The following is a 19,982-nucleotide window of genomic DNA, read 5'->3' as shown; positions in this document are numbered from 1 at the left end:
CTTCCGGGTCAGATTAATGTTACTCTTTTTCGGGAGATACCGGATTCTGTTTCAGATAAGTTTCCACCCTCGTCCTGACATTTTCCCGCAGATTTTCGTAATAAAAGTCATAGTCATGGCCATGCAGGCTCTCCGGCCCGAACAGCTCTGCCGGAGCATAGTCCGCATCCTTTGCCGTACAGATGACCACGCCCCGTTCCGTATCCAGCTGCGCGTCTGCAATTCCCTGGATAATTTCATACTCTCCCGTTTCCTCATTCAGAATGCGGCTTCCCAGATTCTCCTCAAATCCGGCATAAGTATCATCCCGGCTCCAGTTAATTGGATTAATACTTATGGCGCCCGGTTCCACCACCAGATTATCCTGCCCTTTGTTTCCTGTCCCTTCCGTGTTCCAGGATACAATCACACCCGTGTCGTCAGCGCCTTCGGCAAATTTCAGATAAGGGTGTTCCTCCAGAAAGGTTTCGGTAATGGAAAATCCGATGGGATATGCCGCCACCATGCGCTCATAGTATTCCGGATGGGCCTGCATATACTCTCCCAGAACAATTTTCGTCATAATGGAGCCCTGAGAATGTCCCGCAATGATAAAGGGCCTGCCTTCGTTATAATGCTCGAAATAATAATCCAGAGCGGCATATATGTCTGTGCGCTGTTCCTTCCTCTGATATGCTTCCAGTTCTTCATGGCTTAAGCCTGAAACCCGGTAAATATTGCTCTGCCGGTAGAATGGAGCAAACACATTGGTGGATTCCTCAAAAACCGTCCCCTGGTTCCCGTAAACATCCCTGGCTCTGTCCTGCACCTTCTGATTGTCAATATCGCAGATTGGTTTTGCATCTTCTGAATCATCCAGGTAACAGGTGGGATAAATATAAAAGGTATCTACCTCATGGGTGATTTCCGGAATCTTCATCCAGTTTTCTTTTTTTGAATAATCCGAAGGCGTCCCTTCCAAATCTGTAATTTCAAAGGAATCCGCCTTCTCCTGTGATTCCTCTCCCGTTTCTTTTCCTGCATCTGCAGGCTGTTTTTCCTGACTGCTGCAGGCCAGACAGCCGCAGAGCAGAAGGCAGAATGCCAGCACGGCTATCCTGCTCCGGATGCGGGAAATCTCCATACTTTTTCTCATAAATGCGTACCTCCTGATGATGTAATGGCTCAGAATCCCGCAGCAGGGACAATCAGAAGCGCGAGATTCCAGACTCGGAGTGCGTCTGAAAAATATTTTCAAACACACTCCGGCATAGTATAGAATCACTATAACATTTCCAAAATCGGAATTCTATAAGATGGGATATTTCATGACTGTTCAGGGACAAAAAATACCCTGGCAAACTGACATGTGAACTGAAAGAACTTCATGCAGGTAAAACTTCGATATTTAACAGCCTGCACAATGTCCTGAAACATTGAAAATCTATTGTATATCAGACGGATATTCCGCATTTATCCGTCTCATTTCAGACATTAAAATAATAAGAAAAATAATTTTTCTTAAACTCCGCTATCCTGTTCCGTGAAATATAGATAACCATCTCGTTATCCATTACAATCTTTTCCCGCTCTACCTGAGAAATATGCTCCATATTCAGAATATAGGAGCGGCCGCACCTGCCAAACCGGGGGAATTCTTTCAGCAGCTCCCAGAGCTTTCCGGCTGTCATGCGTACTTTGCATTTTCCCCCGGTCAGATACAGAATCTGATAGTTTTTCTGTGATTCACAGTAAATGATCTCCTCCGGCTGTATCCTGCGGATTCCCCCATTGACCTTCACCATAATCTGCTGCTCTCTGTCACGGAAAATCTGCCGGACAGCAGTATCCATGGCGTGAAAAAACTGCCGCTGTTCCAGAGGTTTCACAAGATACTGAACTGCATCCACACCATAAGCCTCCAGCGCATGTTCCGTTGAAGTAGTCAGAAACACAATAGGTAAATTCAGTTCCAGACGCCGCAGTTCCTCAGCCACTTCTATTCCGTTTTTTTCGGACATGAAAATATCCAGAAGCAGCAAATCCGGCACACTGTTTCCTTCCCTGATTCTCTTCAGCAATGCTTCTCCGTCCGTAAACCGTTCGGTTTTGTATTCCACTGCCTGCCCCGTTTCCCCATACTCTGCCAGAAATGCTTCAATCCGGTCCAGTTCCTTTTCTTCATCGTCACATATTCCTATCAGATACAATTTCCCATATCCTCCGTAAATCCAAATGATGCCGCTTATGTATTATAATACCCCTTTTTCCGGATATCGTCCAGGGTGCCTGACAGAATTTCACAGGAAATATTCCGGCTCCCTGCGCACAGATTTCAACGGCCCCAGCTTCTGCTCCATGGCTTCCTGCATGGATGGCGGCAGCACGCGGACATGCTCCGGACAATTGCAAACACAGGCCATACATAAAATACAGTCTTTCAGCTCTGTGACTGTCCTGCCTGCTTCTATCCGCACCGCACCCGTGGGACAGACAGCGCTGCATTTGCCGCACTGGTTACAGGAATCCGAAGAAACCGGCGTGGCGGCAACGGTCATCTCCTTCTTATAAGGATAATTTCCCGGAACTTTTACGGAACCTTCCGGGCATTCCTTCATTTTTTTCAGTACCTTTTCCGCAAATTCCAGAATTTCTTTTCTGTCCTGCTCATCCGGCCTGCCTTCTCCCACTTCCGGCACGATAGAATGCCGGGCCACCAGAGCCGCCGAGCCAATCACCTGAAATCCCCTCTGCTCCATGATCTGATTCAGCTCCAGAAGGGCGTCCTCATAAGCCCGTGTCCCGTAAACAGCCAATGTAACTGCCTGCTTTCCATTTCCCTCCAGCGCTGCCAGTTTCTTTGCAGCTATTGCCGGAATTCTGCCGCCGTATACCGGTACTGCAATCACTGCCAGATTCCCCTCAGGCTGCTTTACTTCCTGTTCTCTGCTGCCCAGATTTACAGCCTCCACCTGCTCTGCAATTCCCGTGCAGAACAGCTCTCCCGCCTGTTTCGTTCCTCCTGTGGGACTGAAATAATAAAACTCTGCGGTATGAAACATATGTATCTCCTCTTTTTCCTTTCGTAGCCTGCTCCGTATCCGTATTATTTTATTATACCGGAGGATTCCAGGATGGACAAGCAATTTTTATTCTACAAAAAAGATACTTTTATGCATTAGCGTGACACAGTATTTACTGTAAGAATAGAGCAGGGGAAGAACCATCTTCCCCCTGCCCGCCGCGCGCGAGCGGATTGCGCAGCAATAGATTTCCTCTCCGCAAGCTGCGCATCCCGCCCGGAGGGCTTTATCTTATAGGAAATCCATATACTTTAGTACTTCACAGTGACACGGTATTTCCTGTCAGATAAAAAAGAACTGCTAACACCCATCGCATTAACAGTTCTTCTCTTTCAGAATTTACAGTTGGAATATAAGGTTCCTCCTCAGTCCCCAATATCCGTATGGCCCTGCTCAAATTCCCACTGCAGGCCATATTTATCAATAAAGTAAAAATATTTTGTATTTCCCAGAATATCCGCCGCCTTCTGTTTCGCCTGCGCATCACGCTCTTTCGCCTGATCAAAAAAGACAAACTCAGAAGGCTCTGTTTTGCTGATCTGATATACCTTATATTCCTGCGTTGTATTGATAAGCGTAACATCAGGCTGCGCCTTTATATATTCAAAGGCTTCTTCGATATTCGTTATTTTCAGCGCCACGTGCCTTGCTCCGCTGATATCATTTGCTGCAAATATAATCGGCTCTTTCCTTCCCTCCGGTTTGTGGTAACACATGAGTTCCAGCGTCAGACGGGTTCCCGGCACATCCATAAAACCGATGGAAACGTCGCCCTCCTCTGCTTCTCTGATAAATCCTCCTGCCTGAAAAAATCCCTTATTCTTCCAGTGGGGAATATACTGATTTGCAACTGCACCCAAAATCCTTTCGTAATATGCAAATGCCTGTTCCACATCATCCACAAAAATACATACATGTGATAATCCTGTAAACTTTGGTTTTTCCATTGTAATCCTCCTCGTCTGTCTGCTCTGGCAAACCTTGTTTTTTATTTCAACAACCCATGATCTCTCGCCAGATTCTCTATGCTTCTGTCATAGGTAGCCTCTGCTTCTTTTGAAAAAAAACATGCAGGAACCCCTTCCTCATGATCCCGGTGATGCGCGACACAGGCACAGCACTTCCCATGATTCGGACAATCAAAGGTACAGGGGCAGGGCCTGCTATTGTCACAGTTGTTCATAATTTTTCCTTTCCTTCCTTTTTCGCAAATGGCATAATTTTATCTTACAGTAAATACTTTCATCTAAATACTTCCGCATGAAAAGGTACTTTCTGTAAGATAACAAAAAAACCACTGAAACAGTGGTTTTTTTCATATTTGGCCGTTTTTCTGGCATATCTGGTAAAAGACTGTAAGAAACATTTTGCAAATACGGGAAATTCATTCAATTCCGTGTCTCCTGCCTGCAGAAGAAATCCATATATGCTCTCCGCACTTCCCGTCTGCTCCTTCTCGGAACAGGGATTTTTCCATCTGACATCTCCAGGGTACCCTCTGAAACCCTCCGTACAAACATGAGATTTGCAATGTAGGAAGCTCCAACCCGAATAAACTCAGGGTATTTGCCCAGTTCCTCATACACCTGCGTTATCTTTCCACGCTGACGCAGCGTCTCCCTGCCGGAAAGATGTACAAGGAAATAGTGGCCCTGAGATTCCAGGAAGATAATCTCACTGATACGTACACGGTACAGGCCATCCACACAGGCAAAAGAAATCATCGCTTCCTCCGGCATTTTCGCCACCGCGCGGTCAAGGGCTTCGGAAAACTGTCTCTGTGTAAATGGCTTCAGCAGATAATGAGTAGCGTTCATTGCAAATGCAGTTACCGCATATTCATCACTCATTGTCAGAAAAATAACACTGGTATCCGGGCTCTTTGCAAGCAGTTCCTTCGCTACGTCTGTACCGGGAATACCGGGCATACAGATATCAAGAAGAACAATATCATAAATTTTTTCTTTTTCCACAGCATTTAAAATATCCAGTGCCGAATGATATTCATCCAGCTCAAAACAGATTTCAGGATGGGCCCTGGCATAAGCGCCGAGAGCCTCTGAAATTTTTTCCAGTTCCCTCTGTATATCATCACAGACTGCCACCCGGAACAACAGCATTTTCATCACCAGCTTTTCATTATTTTATTATATTTTTATGCGCTAAGCAGGGCGCATCCTGTTCCGATACGCCCTGCCACGTTTCTTACTCTTTCGCTATTCCTGTATGTAATGAACATGCAGCAGTTCATGCTCCCGGTTCTTCAGTAAATCGCTGTAGAGTGTTTCCACCACCGGATTTTCTTCGCTTCGTTTAATCTGCATTGCCTTATCGTTCTTATAAAGGCCTTCGGCACGCATACGTTTCTCAGTGGAACGGGCAAAGGGCTGTCCTGCACCGGCCACACATCCGCCCGGACATGCCATCACTTCCACAAAGTCAAAATGTTCTTCTCCGCTCTCTATTTTCTGCAGCAGATTATCCGCATTGCCAAGGCCGCTGACAACGCCGATACGCACCGTGCGTTCGCCCAGAGGCAGTTCGCATACTTTAACGCCTTCCATGCCGCGCAGACCGATAAATTCAATTTCTTTCAATGCCTTCGGGCTTTTGTCTTCCACCACCCGGCGCACTGCCGCTTCCGTAACGCCGCCGGTAGCTCCGAAAATTACGCCGGAGCCGGAATAAATGGAAAAGGGCATATCATAGGCTTCCGGCTCCAGACGGTCAAACCGGATTCCGATTTCCTGCAGCATCACAATCACTTCCTCGGAAGTGAGCACATAATCCACATCGGGAATACCGTTCCGTTTAAATTCTTCTCTGGAAGCCTCGAATTTCTTGGCTGTACATGGCATAACTGCCACGGATACCGTTTCTTTTCCTTCTTTTTTATCCTGTTTCTTATAATATTCCTTCACCACCGCTCCGAACATTTCCATGGGTGATTTGGAGGTGGACACATATTTCATCAGATGAGGGTACTGTGTCTCCACAAACCGAATCCATCCGGGACAGCAGGAAGTAAAGAGGGGATAGTTCCGGTCTTTTTCCTCCAGTGCTTCTATCAGCTCCTGGGACTCTTCCATAATGGTTAAGTCTGCTCCAACGGAAGTATCGAAAATAGCGTCCACGCCCAATTTCCGCAGAGAAGCCACCAGCTTGCCAATGGTATTTTCTCCCGGTTCATAGCCATAGGCTTCTCCGATTGCCACCCGGACTGCCGGAGCAATCTGGACTACCACCCGTTTATCGGGATTGTGAATTGCTTCCCATACGTCGTGGCTGTCCCGTTTGATGGTAATGGCTCCGGTGGGACATACCGCCGCACACTGTCCGCAGTTCACACAGTTGGTATCTGCAATATCCCTGCCGAATGCAGTGGAAATTTCCATTTTGGAACCCCGGTGAGCAAAATCAATTGCTCCCACATGCTGGATTTCACTGCAGACGCGCACGCAGTCGCCGCAGAGAATACATTTGTTGGGATTGCGCACAATTGCTTTGGAGGATGTGTCAATGGACCGGATGGGATTGGTGTTTTCAAACCGCACCCCAGGTATTCCAAACCTGGTTGCCAGCTCCTGCAGCTTGCATTTTCCATTTTTCTCACAGGTGGTGCAGTCCCGGCAATGTGCCGCTAACAGCAGCTCCAGAATACGTTTTCTGTGATAGTAAAGCTGGGGCGTATTGGTACGGATTTCCATTCCGTGTTTCGGCGGTGTGGAACAGGAGGCAATAATGCCGCCCCACTGGTCTTCGACCACACACATCCGGCACGCTCCGTAAATGGATAAATCCGAATAATAACAAAAGGTCGGTAAGATAATCCCTGCTTTCCGAATGACTGCAAGAATGTTTTTTTCATCGGTAAACGCTACGCGCTCCCCATCAATTATCATATATTTTTCCATGTCAGCCACCCTCCTACACTTCTTTTACCGCGTGGAAATTACAGCCGTCCCGGCAGGCTCCACACTTAATACATTTCGTCGTATCAATGGTAAACGGTTTCTTAATTTCACCCGAAATTGCTCCCACGGGACATACTCTTGCACATTTGCTGCAGCCCTTGCAGAGTTCCGGGTCAATCTGGAAGTTTACCAGCGCCTTACACTGTCCGGCAGGGCATTTCTTATCCACCACATGGGCAAGGTATTCTTCCCGGAAATATTTCATGGTGCTTACCACAGGAGAAGCCGCTGTTTTTCCAAGGCCGCAGAGTGCCGTTGCGGAAATGGTTTCCGCCAGTTCTTCCAGCAACGTGATATGCTTCATGGTTCCCCGGCCTTCGCAGATATCGTTTAACAGCTCCAGCATCCGCTTGGTGCCTTCCCGGCAGGGAATACATTTGCCGCAGGATTCATTCTGGGTAAAGTTCATGAAAAACCTTGCCACTTCCACCATACAGCTCTTATCATTCATCACCACAAGCCCGCCGCTTCCAATCATGGCGCCTACTTTTTTCAGGGAATCAAAATCCAGGTGCAAATCCAGATGATCTTCCGTGGGGTTAATGCAGAGACATCCGCCGGAAGGCCCGCCGATCTGAACTGCTTTAAACTCGCCGCCTTTGACGCCGCCGCCGATGTCAAAAATCACTTCCCGCAGAGTGGTTCCCATGGGAACTTCAATCAGGCCTGTGTTCATAACATTTCCTGTGAGGGCAAATGCCTTTGTTCCGTGGCTTTTATCGGGCCCTATGGTTTTGTACCAGGCAGCGCCTTTGTTGATAATGGGCGGAACATTGCAGTATGTCTCCACGTTGTTCAGAACCGTAGGCTTTTCAAATAATCCCTTTTCCACGGTACGGGGCGGTTTTACCCTGGGCATACCCCGGTTTCCTTCAATGGAAGCTGTCAGAGCAGAACCTTCTCCGCAGACAAAGGCCCCTGCGCCCTGGCTGATTTTTAACTCAAAGTCAAAGCCGGAATTCAGGATATTTTTGCCCAGCAACCCTTTTTCTTCTGCCTTACTGATAGCGGTCTGAAGACGTTCTACCGCCAGCGGATATTCCGCACGTACGTAAATATATCCGTAATGGGCGCCCGTAGCAATTCCGGCAATCAGCATACCTTCAATCACACGATGGGGATCTCCCTCCATCATACTACGGTCCATAAAGGCTCCCGGATCTCCCTCGTCACCGTTGCAGACCACATATTTCACTTCTTCTTTCTGAGCAAGAACCTGAGACCATTTCCGTCCCGTGGGGAAGCCACCGCCGCCCCGGCCCCGCAGGGAAGCCTCGGACACTTCGTCCACAAGCTGCTGAGGCGTCATATCAAACAATGCTTTTGCCACTGCGCTGTAACCGCCCACTGCTATGTATTCCTTGATGGATTCTGCATTGATACGCCCGCAGTCTTCCAGAGCCACACGGGTCTGCTGTTTGTAGAAGGGAATATCTTCCTGCTTCTCATAGGATTTTCCTTCCTGGTCATGGTAAACCAGACGGTCAATCACACGGTCGTTTACAATGCTCTCCTCGATAATTTCTTCACAGTCTTCTACTTTTACCCTGATGTACAAAAGGCCTGCCGGCTCAATACGGAGCAGAGGCCCCATCTCGCAGAACCCGTGACAGCCGGATTTTTTCAGGCCCACACTTTCGTCATGGGGTTCTTTCTCCAGCTTCAGGGCACATTTGATTCCCCGCTCCATCATGATTTCCTGCAGCCTTGCATAAATGTTCAGAGAACCGCCGGCCACACATCCGGTTCCGGCACAGATTAAAATCTGCTTTTTCTGGGTTTTTAAAGAAGCTGCATACTCTTTTCTTCTGGCTTCCAGTTCTTCTCTCGTATTAATTCTCATCTGCAGCCTCCTCTCCGGCCACTGCGCCTTCTTTCAGTTCTTTAATCAATTCCCTTGCTTTTTCCGGGGTCATGGCAGGATGTACCACATCATTTACCGTACACACCGGGGCAAGCCCGCAGGCTCCCAGGCAGGATACTGTCTCGACGGTAAACATCATATCATCTGTGGTAGGTTTTGCTTCCGTAACCCCCAGCAGGCTGCGGATTTCATTTAAAATAGCGGTAGACTGGCGCACATGGCAGGCAGTCCCGTCACAGATTTTGATTACATATTTTCCTTTTGGCTCCAGTGAAAAATTCTCGTAAAAAGTAGCCACCCCATACACTTTCGCCTCGCTTAAATGCAATTTTTTTGCAATATAGCAGAGCATTTCTTCCGGCAGATAGCGGTACACCTTCTGAATATCCTGCATTATGGCGATCACCGCTGTCTGGTTGTAATCATGAGATTCCAGAATCTCATCCAGTACCTTTTGATCCTTTGTTTCCAATCCTTCTCCTCCTTGTCAAATCCGGATTTGTCTGTTTCATTAACAGTATAACATTGTTAAATAATTAACTCAATCACTTTGTACAGAATTCTTCCTGTTTTTCCATTGTTTTTTGTCATATTTTTCCGGTTGTACAATTTTAGTGGAACAAAGTGGGCAGGCCCACAGGGGATCCCCTGCCCCATTTATGGGGAATTGGCCTACACATTTTACTGCGCCGAGTGCAGTTGCGTTAGCGACTAATATCTCTTGCACGAGTGCGCATCCCACCCGGAGGGCTTTATCTTACAGGAAAGCCATATACTTTAGCACTTCACAGTGGCACGGTATTTTCTGTAAGAAAATAAAACCGCAAAACCGTGAAAAACTTATTTCCACGCATTTTAGCGGTTTTCCTGTGTGTCAATTCTGGTGTTGCGGGATTCCTTTCATTATTATTTCCGCACAAAGGTTACCAGTTATTCCAAATCCTCAATTCGGCCTGTTTGAATCGCTGCAATATTTTTCTTAATTCTGTTTTCAGACCATTCCCACCAACGGAGTTTCAGTAATTCAGAAATCACATCGTCCGAAAACCGTTTTCGTATCGGCTTTGCAGGAACACCTCCGACAACCGTATAAGGCGGTACATCTTTTGTAACAACTGCCCGTGTACCAATAATCGCTCCATCACCAATCGTGACACCAGATAAAATAACCGCTTCAAAGCCAATCCAGACATCATTGCCGATTACAATATCGCCTTTGTTATCCCATGCACCTGTAATCTCCTTTATATCCAACTCCCATTCCTCAAAAAATATTGGAAATGGATATGTTGAAATTGAAGACATTATATGATTTGCACTGGTAAACAAAAACTTTGCTCCACAGGCAACAGAACAGAACTTACCAATTTGTAACTGATCTAGTACAGCGTTTTTTTGATGCTCATATACTATCAAGGCTGTTTTTAACCAGCATATTTCCAGTTAAATGCTTTGGCTGTTAAATTGTATTGTTTAATAAAATTAAGGATGCTTTGAGCCATTTCCTCTACGGATTTATAGCTGCCTTTTTTCAAAAGCTTCCGATTGATGATACCAAACCAGATTTCTATCTGGTTCACCCAGGAACTGTGCTTCGGCGTATATACAAAACGAATCCTGTGGCTTTCATCCATAAGGAAAGTTTCCCTGCTTTTCATGCTCTCCAGTATGCCTTTCTTTCCCTTAATACCAGGATCAACCGTAATGGAACATTTCTGTGCAACCAACTTTACAGGTCCTTCGGATTTATGGGTATTAAGACCATCACAGATAATGATATAGTTTTTATCTGCATCCTCTGATATAAGCTGCCCCACAGCATTGCAGAAATCTTCCTCATTTCGTGTGCTGTTCAGATACGGTGACTGGATCCTGCCATCTGCAACACGCAGGAATGTGATCAGACTTATAGTGCCATGACGGATGTATTCAAACTCATGCAGCGCCGGGCTGCCCGGGCGTACCGGCTTGTCCGGATATTTGCGCTCCAATGCCTGGATCCCGGTCATTTCATCCGTGGAATATACTTCCGTACCGCATTCAGCAAGTTCCGAAGCCTGAAGATAGATGCCGCAGATTGTTTCAATTTTTTTTAAAGGATTCCGGGTTATCGTGCCTTTCCGGGGAGTTGAGCCAGTAACGGTTTTTCCATGGTGCGATACCCGCAAATTTAAGGAACCTCTGTACACTTGCGACAGAAATGGATCCCACGATACCCTGCCTGACAGCTTCTTTCGCAAGGGATGCAAGATTCCAGCAGCTCAGCTCACAGCCAAAGTCTTTTGGGTTTTTACACGCCAGTTCATTGATGAGCATGATCTGTTCCGGGGTGAATACAGGCTCTTTTCCGGGTCTTTGTTTATCTGAAAGCACAGACTTTATGACATCAGACAGCTTTTTATCACCATCCGGTCCGTCATACTCCTCCGTCTGGGCAATAAGGTCTATGTTGTTATAAAAACGATTCCGCCATATGCTGACAGTCGAATAGGTGGTTCCAAGCGCTTCTGCGATCTGGGTATTGTTTTTCTCCTCCGCGGCCATCAATATAATTTTGGATCGGGTCACAATACATGATGGCAGGGAATAGCTGGTGCTGAAATTTTTTAATATTGTTTCTGCCTTATCAGACAAAGTAAAAGAAGCAGCTTGAAAACCACGCATAATATTCCCTCCAATTTGAACCAATTCCTGTTAAGATATTATTGCATATTTTATAAAAAAATGGAAGAAAAAAGTATATGGTTATCAAAGAAACATTGTACTAGTATAGCGAATATTAAATTGTTGATAGTTTAAATAGTTGCTGCTTCATCGGGATTAATTTCATCCATTTTATATGTCCAATGATAAACGATTGGATCGGCATTGATCTCATCGAAGTAGCGGTATATCCGCTCCGACAGTTCCTCCTTTGAATTGACGCGGATGCCTTTTAACATCTGCTTTGTCATTTTGCTGAAAAAGCTTTCAATCATATTCAGCCATGAAGTGTGTGTCGGGGTAAATACAAACAAAAAACGGCCTTCGGGTAACGTTGCAAGAAACTGTTGGGTTTCCTTTGAAGTATGGGCTGAGTGGTTGTCCAGTATCAGCCGTATTGTGTCACCCTCCGGGTATTTTACATCAAGAATCTTTAGAAACTCGATAAAATCAGAACTTTTGTGTGTCTGGCTGACCAATGGAATTGCCTCCCCTGTCAAAAGGTCAATACCTGCAAGCAGTGACAGCGTCCCAAGCCGCACATACTCATAATCCCGGCGGACATAACCTTTTTCCTCTGTCGGGGTATGGTCGGGATATTTGTTGGCAACAGCCTGGATGCCGGGTTTTTCATCATATGAAACAGTATGTGTCAAATGCCCGTTTTCCGGTATGATGATATTCCCATCAATGCCAAACTGCATCTCGACCTGCTTATAGACCAGGAGGACGTCATGCATCTTATTCTCAAAATCAGGGTCTTTCCGTTCAAGATAATACTTGATCCTGAATGGTTTTATATCCATCTTTTTGAGATATTTTTGGAGCCATGGTTTGGTAACTGTCTTTAAGCGTGGATAGCCGGCTTCTTCAGCATATGCCTGTATATGTCTGTGCAACGCAGCCAGTGTCCATAATTCTGCAGCATAGCCAGGGTCACAGGGTTTTTGGCAGGCTATACTGACAATCCATGCTTTTGCATCGTCAGTAATCTCAACTGGTCTGCCGGAACGCTCGTCATCAAATATGGCAAGGTTAATTCCATTGTTAAGATAACGGTCAATACAGCGCCGGACGGTATTCACACTAATGCCCAGGCCGTCTGCGATAGCCTTGTCTGTCCTGGCTTCGGATTTCCATAGCAATATTCGGGCACGGTCAACAACCTGCGCCTGGATAGTTCTGGCTTTTATCAATGATTTTAGGTAATCACGTTCTTCATCTGATATTGTAATGCTATAAGATAACGCTGGCATAATCAGCCTCCATAAATTATATTTATTAAGTCTATTATACCAGATACCGAAACTATCAACAACTTAATTTATGATATACTAGCACCCTCCTTCCTGTCGTATTTTATAGTATTTCGTCAAATTGTCATATAAACTAAAGTTTCCCCCTAATGATTATTCCGGGGTTCTCTGAGCCACCTGTCCGGACTTTGAGAGCCACCATTCCGGAGAATGGGAGCCACATATTCCGGTAATTCAGAGCCACAATAAAGGCTCTATTACATATATTTCCTTTATACTGTAGATACACACCGTTGGTGTGAATACAGATAAAGGAGGTCGTAATTATGACCAAATATCGTGAAATCCTACGTTTGAAAAGCTTAGGATTCAGTGAGCGGAACATCGCACAGAGTTGTGGTGTGTCCAGAAACACAGTCGCCAAGGTTCTGAAAAAAGCAGCGGAAATAAATCTTTCATGGCCGCTGGATTTTGACATGACCGACAGCACACCAGAGGAGCTGATGTTCCCTAAAGATAAGTCAGCAACGAATAAACGTATGCCTGACTTTGACTACATCCGTAAAGAACTTCTACGGAATGGAGTCAATAAAAAGCTTCTCTGGGTAGAATACTGTGAGGAATGCCGTATGAACGGCGAAGAACCTCTGATGTATTCCCGGTTCTGCTACTACATCCAAAAGGATGAAGAAAAACGCAGGGCTACCATGCATATCCCGGGAAAACCAGGTGAACAGATTGAAGTTGACTGGGCAGGTGATCCCGCCCACATCATTGATCCAGATACTGGAGAAATCACAAATGCATGGATATTTGTAGGTGTATTAACTTACAGTCAATACACTTTTGTAAAAGCATACATGAATGAGAAAACAGGCAGCTGGATCAAAGCTCATGTCCAGATGTTTGATTTCTTTGGTGGTGTTACACCGATGCTCGTCTCAGATAACTGCACAACAGCGGTAAATCATGAAAAGAGTGACTGGTATACCACTGCATTAAACACAACTTATCACGAGATGGCAGAACATTATAATCCTGCCATCATTCCGGCCAGAGTCCGGAAACCCAAGGATAAACCAGATGTAGAAGGATCTGTAGGGAAAATATCCACTTGGATAACTGCAGCCCTTCGTAATGAACAGTTTTTCTCTCTTACCGAATTGAATGATTCTATCCGAGAAAAACCGGATGCCTATAATGCTCGTAAATTCCAGAAAAAGGAATGTAGCAGGCTCAGTTTATTTCTTGGGGAAGAAATGCCATTACTGGCGTCGTTGCCTGCTACACCTTTTGAACTGGCTGAATGGAAACAAGCCACTGTCCAGTTTAACTATCACATCGCAGTAGACAAGATGTACTACTCCGTGCCTTATCAGTATATCAAAAATAAGGTTGATGTGCGTATAACAGATACAACGGTCGAAATATTTTATAATCACAATCGGATTGCCTCCCACCGACGGCTTCATGGAAGAAGCGGTCAGTATTCTACTGTGATAGAACATATGCCACAGGAGCACCAGGAATATCTGGAGTGGAATGGTAACCGGTTCCGCAAATGGGCTGATTCGATTGGAATTAACACAAGTAAGGTTGTCGATGCAATACTTACCTCCGGTAGGGTTGAACAGCAATCCTATAGAAGTTGTATGGGATTGTTGAAACTGGCAGAGAAATATTCGCCAGAAAGGCTGGAACAGGTCTGCACCAGGGCGCTTTCCTATTCTGGTAAACCCAGTTATAAAAGTATCAAAAATCTATTGGCTACAATGAAAGATTCTCCTGCTGCCATATCGGATGAATCAAAGGAATCTCAAGCAGCCCCAAAACCACACGGCATCACAAGAGGAGCCAGATACTATGGAGGTAAACGTTCATGACAAATCAAAGTACGATCGATAAACTTATTGAAATGCGCCTGACCGCTATGGCAGATGCATTCCGCATCCAGATGGATGATGCCACAATGAAGGAAGTACCGTTCGAGGATCGTTTCGGCATGCCTGTTGATGTCGAGTACAGCAACCGTAAAAACAATCGTCTGAAAAGACTGATCCGACAGGCTGAGTTTGAGCAGCCGGATGCCAGCATTGCAGCAACTGATTACCATTCCGGTCGAAAACTGAACAAAGCATTAATCAGCCGCCTGGCAACCTGTGAATACATCACAGAATACCGGAACATCTTCATTACCGGAGCAACCGGAAGCGGTAAAACTTACATGGCCTGTGCTTTTGGCATGGAAGCATGCAAGCACTATTATACCGTACGGTATGTACGCCTTCCTGATTTATTACTGGACTTACAGGCTGCCAGAGACAACGGGACTTTTTCGGTTGTCTTGAAAAAATATACCAAGCCAGTATTGCTGATCATTGATGAGTGGTTGCTTCTTAAACTGACAGAAGCAGAAGCCAGAAACCTTTTTGAACTGATACATAAAAGACGTAAGAAATCTTCAACCATCTTTTGTTCCCAGTTTCGCGAAAGTGAGTGGTATCAGCAAATCTGCGGTGGTGAGAGCACCCTTGCAGATGCTATTATGGATCGTATATCGTATGATTCTTATAAGATTGACATTGAAAGTATTGATCCGGCCAAAGACCTTTCTATGAGAGAGGTATATGGTCTGGATCCGGCAATGGCAAAGTAACTAATTAACAAAGAAACGGGGTGGCTCCGTTAGTCCGGACAGGTGGCTCTCGCCACACCGTAATATTCACCCCTAAGAGGGCAAACCAACCCAAATTATATTGTGGATGGATTCAGAACAGTTTTCAATTGCCGTTGCAGAATCGGAAATCGTTTTGCAGAATTGGAAATCGGGCACAGGCTTCTGTCAGTCCATCGCTTTTCGGCATATCCTGCAGACCGACCGCATAAACAATAGACCGCCGTATATAGAGAATAAGTCCATATCGGCGGTCACTACCTGGTTACTTTGTCCTCAACTTGGCTTCTACCAACTCCTTATGATAAAAATAATTGATATGTTTTATTGAATGTGCAGCACAATATCCCTCAATCTCAACAGCAAGATCATTCCAGAACCTCATGTTCCCTTTTACATATATTTCATCATATAATTCCACTAATTGTGGGCAGGCACTTTTTATATAGCCAAGGATATCCTGCTTATAGCTCCCCCGCAGGTTCAGATTTTCAAACCAGTATTCATCCACATATCTTTGTGTCTTTACTATTATTTCCTTATAATCCGTTATGCCCGGAAAAATAGGGGACATAAACAAAACAGTGTATATGCCATTTTGATGCAATGTTTCCAGTGTTTCCAGCCGTTTCATGATGCTGCTGGCATGATCCATATCATTTTTAAACTGCTCATCCAATGTATTGACTGATACCGAGACTTTCAAATTATTACACTGTTTCAATAAATCAATATCCCTCAAAATCAGATGGGATTTTGTTGAAATATTCAGTTCGCAATTTATGGAAATTAGCTGCTCCAGTATCTTCCGTGTATTACGGTACTTTTCCTCAAATGGATTGTAGCAGTCCGTTACAGATGACAGGAAAACAGACTTCCCCTGCAGTTTCCTTTTGCTTATCGGCTTGTCGCACCGCTTAATGTCAATAAAACTCCCCCATGCCTCACCATGATTCGTAAACCGCTTCATAAAACAGGCATAACAGTACCTGCACCCATGAGGGCAGCCTACATAAGGGTTTATCACATAATCGCTTGCCGGAAGATTTGATTTTGTAACCAGATCTTTTACTACTACTTCTTTTTCTACCATGTTCATAAGATAGTCCCTCCGTGGAACATACAGGCATATACCTTTTTCTGCCTGCAATATATCCGTTCCTCTCCTGAAAAACATTCAAAATCACCCTGCACCTGGCACTGGTACATATAATCGCCTTTCTGATAGAATTCCGGCCCTCGGAACGGCATGGAAACCGACACATGGGAAAGCGCTTCTTTCAAAAATATAATATCAAAATTCTCATCCAGGCTCTCCCCGTAATAATTCATAGCCCACACTGCATGATTCCTTATCCAGACTCGTTCCCCGCCTATGAATTTCTGCCCGCCAAGGTAAGTATCCATATACAGGTAATCACCATCTTCATAACGGAAATCGTGGGAACCAGGCTGTGACGGCATGATTTCATTTTCACCTGTGATATATGTGTTATTTTTTGCCCTGACCAAAAAAATCCTGATATCCTGCATAGGATATTTCTGTTCACAAAAAAGACTGATCGTACAGATATCATTTTCCTTCACAAGCCTGTCTATGGAGACTTTAAAAATCTCACTAAGCTGTATAAGGTTCTGAATATCCGGAAAAGACTGTCCATTCTCCCATTTTGTTATAGACTGTCTTGATATATCCAGCCTGTTAGCAAGTTCTTCCTGTGACAGTTTCATATTTGTTCTTAGCAACTGCAATTTTTCTTTAAATTCCATTCTGACATCCTCCAGGCATTCATTATACTTGAGCGTTTTTCCATAATCAATCCACCTATACGTTCCAATCCGGCAACTGTTGGTTGCTTTCCAAAAAACAATTCTTCACTCTCTCTAAATTGAAAGGGACGGATGCCCTGCAAGACGGCACAAACAGGAACCGCCGTGTAAGCATATTACCTCTGATTCCCCCACTTTCCAAGTTATTATTTTCTGAACCGCTATAAAAATATCTTTAAAATTTGAAATATAAAGAAATGAATTGTGAAATCCTAAGACATGAGAAAAAGGACTGCCGAAACAGCCCTTTCCTTGTATTGTCATTTGCTCATTCATCTTTTATCACTTTTTCATATACAAACACGGAAACTCTGTATATTATCACGGAAACCCTTATACTATCACGAAAACTCCCATCCTGTTTCCGTGATAATACAGGCAGTTTCCGTGTTTGTATATGGGTTTTGCCTGCGAGTATCGACTTTTGCGTGATAGTATCGAGTTTTGCCTGCGAGTATCCGAGTTTCCGTGATAATAACCGAGTTTTGCCTACGAGTATATACTATCAGGCAAAAGAACTACAGAACAAAAGTTCGTACCCTCACAAATATAAAAACGCCCTTAAAAACACACGAAAATAATGTAACTCTGAAAGCTATGTAGTGCCGAAAGTGCTGTATTTACGGGCTTTGTCGGCTTTCTGTGTCTGTATCTGCCTGGGAAGGAGACACCATTAAGTGCCAGAGTTATTGCTCTCAAATCAGGACATATTCCAATCGCTTAACTTGAGTCATTTACATCAAATAGTAATACGCAAAACCCAAATTTACTGTACTATTATCATATCCTTCTTTTTTCATAAATTTCTTTTATAATTCCTGTGACTACCCATCTATATTATTGATGGAAAAATCACTATTCTTTTTACATACAATACGCAATTTATATGGAGCCTTTATTTTATGAGAACTTAATTTATATGACCAAATCATCATGTTAAGTAAATCTTGCTGTGAAATGGAGGCTCCGCTCCCGCCATCAAATGATGTTGTTCCGGCTCCTAATATTGGTACACATACATCTTTTTCAGAATAGTAATTCTCTAATTCCTTCCACAGTAAATCCAAGCACTTGATATATTCATCTCGAGAAAAGAATCGCCCCTTACCCCTTTCATCTAACTTGGCAAATGCCATCAATAAGTCATCGCCATTCGGAACTATCGTTCCTGAGTCATACCGAGTCTTATGCTGATACTTTGATTTACTTCGTGCGGTGTTATTTGAGCTGTTTCAATCAACTGTTGGACATCTAAATTCGGATGTAAGGATAAATACTGTCCACATATAGAATTTGGATTAATATCTGCTGTTGCATTTCCTACTTGTGTTGTAAAACACTCATCAAAACTAATTACTCTCTTGCACTTCCTCCTTTTAAGTATATTCCCATATTCAATTTTGATTGAATAATTCTGACCTTTAATTGTAGTCCATCTTCGAAATTTCAGGAATGCTCCATATAACAACGATGTTCCAATCCATACAAGCAGAAAGCATACAAGTCGTGAAATTATTATGTTAATATCTTGAGCGTCGCAAAAAGCAAACCATTTATATTGTTCAAGGGTCGTGTGCGTTACCCATTCGTATTTTCCAAAAAACGCCTCTGGCACAAAAGTAAATATACCTGTGGCGATACCAAATGCCATCGCTACGCTTTTTAGGATAAAGCCAATCAAAATCCAAGTGCCTCCTTTATGTATGCGTAATCTCCAACTTTCTTTCCATTATCATCAATTTTCCAAAATGGTCTCGCAATGTCTTCGTAACCATTCATATATGAAGGAAGCCAGTTTGATTCCTTACGTGTGGAATTATAAACAATTATGATTGTATTTTTCTTCTTTTTGGCTTGTTCAAATTCATGACGAAGATATGAACATTTATTTATGTTTCCATAATCATCATTCTCGCCAGGTGTTGAAACGCTGGGACCCTTGCATAGTTTAATACCATTAGCATTTTGTTTATACGGCGTGCAGGAGCATTGCCATTGTTCTTTAGAGCTACGCTCACAGCCGCTGCCTGCTGTGCGAGAACCTGTCTGATTACCCACAACAAAAATCACAGCCGATGAAGCATTAATCTGTCTATTAAATTCCGCCTATAAATCACAAATTCGACAATCATCGCCGTTTGCCACAGTTCCAGATGAAACTTTCGACATATCAATGAAATCTACTTTATGGAGACTATCACTTCCCCATTTATTTAGTTCTTCAACAACATTACGATCACCATAAAGCTGGTCATAGTCAGCACTGATATAGACTTGTTTGCTCATAATTTTCTATCCTTCCTATATGTAACATAATCCGTGTTGTTAGCACTCGTTAATATCGAGTGCTAACAATAATATATCACAGATTTCCAAATATTACAAGTATTCATTGCAAAAATTTTACATATAAACCTAATAAGAAAACGCACTCCCCCATCAGTATTCTGTTTTAACGTTAAACTCCATTTCACCCACCCATATCGATATTCCATCCTTGAAGTCACTAATACCATCAAATATTTTTGAAAAAATTTCTTATTTCAACAGCATTTTTCTACAAACAGGCGAAACTCCAAACAAACACGGAAACTCTTATACTATCACGGAAACCCCGAC

The 19,982-nt window shown here is 44.0% G+C and carries 21 protein-coding genes; 2 read left to right on the top strand and 19 right to left on the bottom strand.

What is annotated here, in order from left to right:
- Nucleotides 1-19: 19 nt before the first annotated feature.
- The 13 genes from VSQ32_03860 to VSQ32_03800 form a co-directional block, all read right to left on the bottom strand.
- A complete protein-coding gene (locus tag VSQ32_03860) occupies nt 20-1,135 on the bottom strand; it encodes a DUF3089 domain-containing protein (GenBank protein ID MEH2942010.1) in 1,116 nt (371 codons plus the stop codon).
- 331 nt (nt 1,136-1,466) lie between these two features.
- Nucleotides 1,467-2,189, bottom strand: coding sequence for a LytTR family DNA-binding domain-containing protein (locus VSQ32_03855; GenBank protein ID MEH2942009.1), 723 nt, complete (start codon nt 2,187-2,189; stop codon nt 1,467-1,469).
- Between the two features lie 90 nt (nt 2,190-2,279).
- Nucleotides 2,280-3,041, bottom strand: coding sequence for an EFR1 family ferrodoxin (locus VSQ32_03850; protein ID MEH2942008.1), 762 nt, complete (start codon nt 3,039-3,041; stop codon nt 2,280-2,282).
- A gap of 386 nt (nt 3,042-3,427) precedes the next feature.
- Nucleotides 3,428-4,009, bottom strand: a complete 582-nt coding sequence (locus VSQ32_03845) for a VOC family protein (protein MEH2942007.1) — start codon at nt 4,007-4,009, stop codon at nt 3,428-3,430.
- Between the two features lie 41 nt (nt 4,010-4,050).
- Nucleotides 4,051-4,245 carry a hypothetical protein gene (locus tag VSQ32_03840; GenBank protein ID MEH2942006.1) on the bottom strand — a complete coding sequence of 65 codons (195 nt, stop codon included), beginning with the start codon at nt 4,243-4,245 and terminating at the stop codon, nt 4,051-4,053.
- 205 nt (nt 4,246-4,450) lie between these two features.
- Complete coding sequence (locus VSQ32_03835; protein ID MEH2942005.1) at nt 4,451-5,188, bottom strand: LytTR family DNA-binding domain-containing protein; 738 nt, start codon at nt 5,186-5,188, stop codon at nt 4,451-4,453.
- 90 nt (nt 5,189-5,278) lie between these two features.
- On the bottom strand, nt 5,279-6,976 hold the full coding sequence (locus tag VSQ32_03830) for a [FeFe] hydrogenase, group A (GenBank protein MEH2942004.1): 1,698 nt from the start codon (nt 6,974-6,976) through the stop codon (nt 5,279-5,281).
- Between the two features lie 13 nt (nt 6,977-6,989).
- A complete protein-coding gene (locus VSQ32_03825) occupies nt 6,990-8,879 on the bottom strand; it encodes an NADH-quinone oxidoreductase subunit NuoF (protein ID MEH2942003.1) in 1,890 nt (629 codons plus the stop codon).
- Nucleotides 8,869-9,372, bottom strand: a complete 504-nt coding sequence (locus VSQ32_03820; protein ID MEH2942002.1) for an NAD(P)H-dependent oxidoreductase subunit E — start codon at nt 9,370-9,372, stop codon at nt 8,869-8,871. The genes VSQ32_03825 and VSQ32_03820 overlap by 11 nt, the downstream gene beginning before the upstream one ends.
- 458 nt (nt 9,373-9,830) lie before the next feature.
- Nucleotides 9,831-10,316 carry a CatB-related O-acetyltransferase gene (locus VSQ32_03815; GenBank protein ID MEH2942001.1) on the bottom strand — a complete coding sequence of 162 codons (486 nt, stop codon included), beginning with the start codon at nt 10,314-10,316 and terminating at the stop codon, nt 9,831-9,833.
- An 8-nt stretch (nt 10,317-10,324) separates the two neighbouring features.
- Nucleotides 10,325-10,909 (bottom strand): transposase, encoded by a 585-nt coding sequence (locus tag VSQ32_03810; GenBank protein MEH2942000.1) that lies wholly within the window; start codon nt 10,907-10,909, stop codon nt 10,325-10,327.
- Nucleotides 10,910-10,982: 73 nt separating this feature from the next.
- Nucleotides 10,983-11,564: a helix-turn-helix domain-containing protein gene (locus VSQ32_03805; protein MEH2941999.1), complete on the bottom strand. Its 582-nt coding sequence runs from the start codon at nt 11,562-11,564 to the stop codon at nt 10,983-10,985.
- 131 nt (nt 11,565-11,695) lie between these two features.
- Nucleotides 11,696-12,859, bottom strand: a complete 1,164-nt coding sequence (locus tag VSQ32_03800; protein MEH2941998.1) for an IS630 family transposase — start codon at nt 12,857-12,859, stop codon at nt 11,696-11,698.
- Nucleotides 12,860-13,185: 326 nt separating this feature from the next.
- Here VSQ32_03800 and istA point away from each other — a divergent pair, with 326 nt between their 5' ends.
- Both istA and istB read left to right on the top strand, forming a co-directional pair.
- Nucleotides 13,186-14,742: an IS21 family transposase gene (istA, locus tag VSQ32_03795; GenBank protein ID MEH2941997.1), complete on the top strand. Its 1,557-nt coding sequence runs from the start codon at nt 13,186-13,188 to the stop codon at nt 14,740-14,742.
- On the top strand, nt 14,739-15,515 hold the full coding sequence (gene istB, locus VSQ32_03790) for an IS21-like element helper ATPase IstB (GenBank protein MEH2941996.1): 777 nt from the start codon (nt 14,739-14,741) through the stop codon (nt 15,513-15,515). Before istA ends, istB begins: the two co-directional genes overlap by 4 nt.
- 283 nt (nt 15,516-15,798) lie before the next feature.
- Here istB and VSQ32_03785 read toward each other — a convergent pair whose 3' ends face one another.
- From VSQ32_03785 to VSQ32_03760, 6 genes are all read right to left on the bottom strand, one after another.
- On the bottom strand, nt 15,799-16,632 hold the full coding sequence (locus VSQ32_03785; GenBank protein MEH2941995.1) for a radical SAM protein: 834 nt from the start codon (nt 16,630-16,632) through the stop codon (nt 15,799-15,801).
- On the bottom strand, nt 16,629-17,303 hold the full coding sequence (locus VSQ32_03780; GenBank protein ID MEH2941994.1) for a DUF5680 domain-containing protein: 675 nt from the start codon (nt 17,301-17,303) through the stop codon (nt 16,629-16,631). The genes VSQ32_03785 and VSQ32_03780 overlap by 4 nt, the downstream gene beginning before the upstream one ends.
- 884 nt (nt 17,304-18,187) lie before the next feature.
- Nucleotides 18,188-18,526, bottom strand: coding sequence for a macro domain-containing protein (locus VSQ32_03775; GenBank protein MEH2941993.1), 339 nt, complete (start codon nt 18,524-18,526; stop codon nt 18,188-18,190).
- On the bottom strand, nt 18,523-19,044 hold the full coding sequence (locus tag VSQ32_03770) for a macro domain-containing protein (GenBank protein ID MEH2941992.1): 522 nt from the start codon (nt 19,042-19,044) through the stop codon (nt 18,523-18,525). Before VSQ32_03770 ends, VSQ32_03775 begins: the two co-directional genes overlap by 4 nt.
- Complete coding sequence (locus VSQ32_03765; protein ID MEH2941991.1) at nt 19,041-19,421, bottom strand: hypothetical protein; 381 nt, start codon at nt 19,419-19,421, stop codon at nt 19,041-19,043. Before VSQ32_03765 ends, VSQ32_03770 begins: the two co-directional genes overlap by 4 nt.
- A gap of 48 nt (nt 19,422-19,469) precedes the next feature.
- The gene (locus tag VSQ32_03760) at nt 19,470-19,649 is read right to left on the bottom strand and encodes a hypothetical protein (protein MEH2941990.1); all 180 of its coding nucleotides are present in this window, start codon (nt 19,647-19,649) and stop codon (nt 19,470-19,472) included.
- Nucleotides 19,650-19,982: the final 333 nt, after the last annotated feature.

This window comes from Lachnospiraceae bacterium JLR.KK002 (assembly GCA_036941025.1).
In the GTDB taxonomy this organism is placed as follows: Bacteria; Bacillota; Clostridia; order Lachnospirales; family Lachnospiraceae; genus Petralouisia.
Note: the sequence above shows the minus strand (reverse complement) of the source record. Positions and strands in the feature narration are given on the sequence as shown.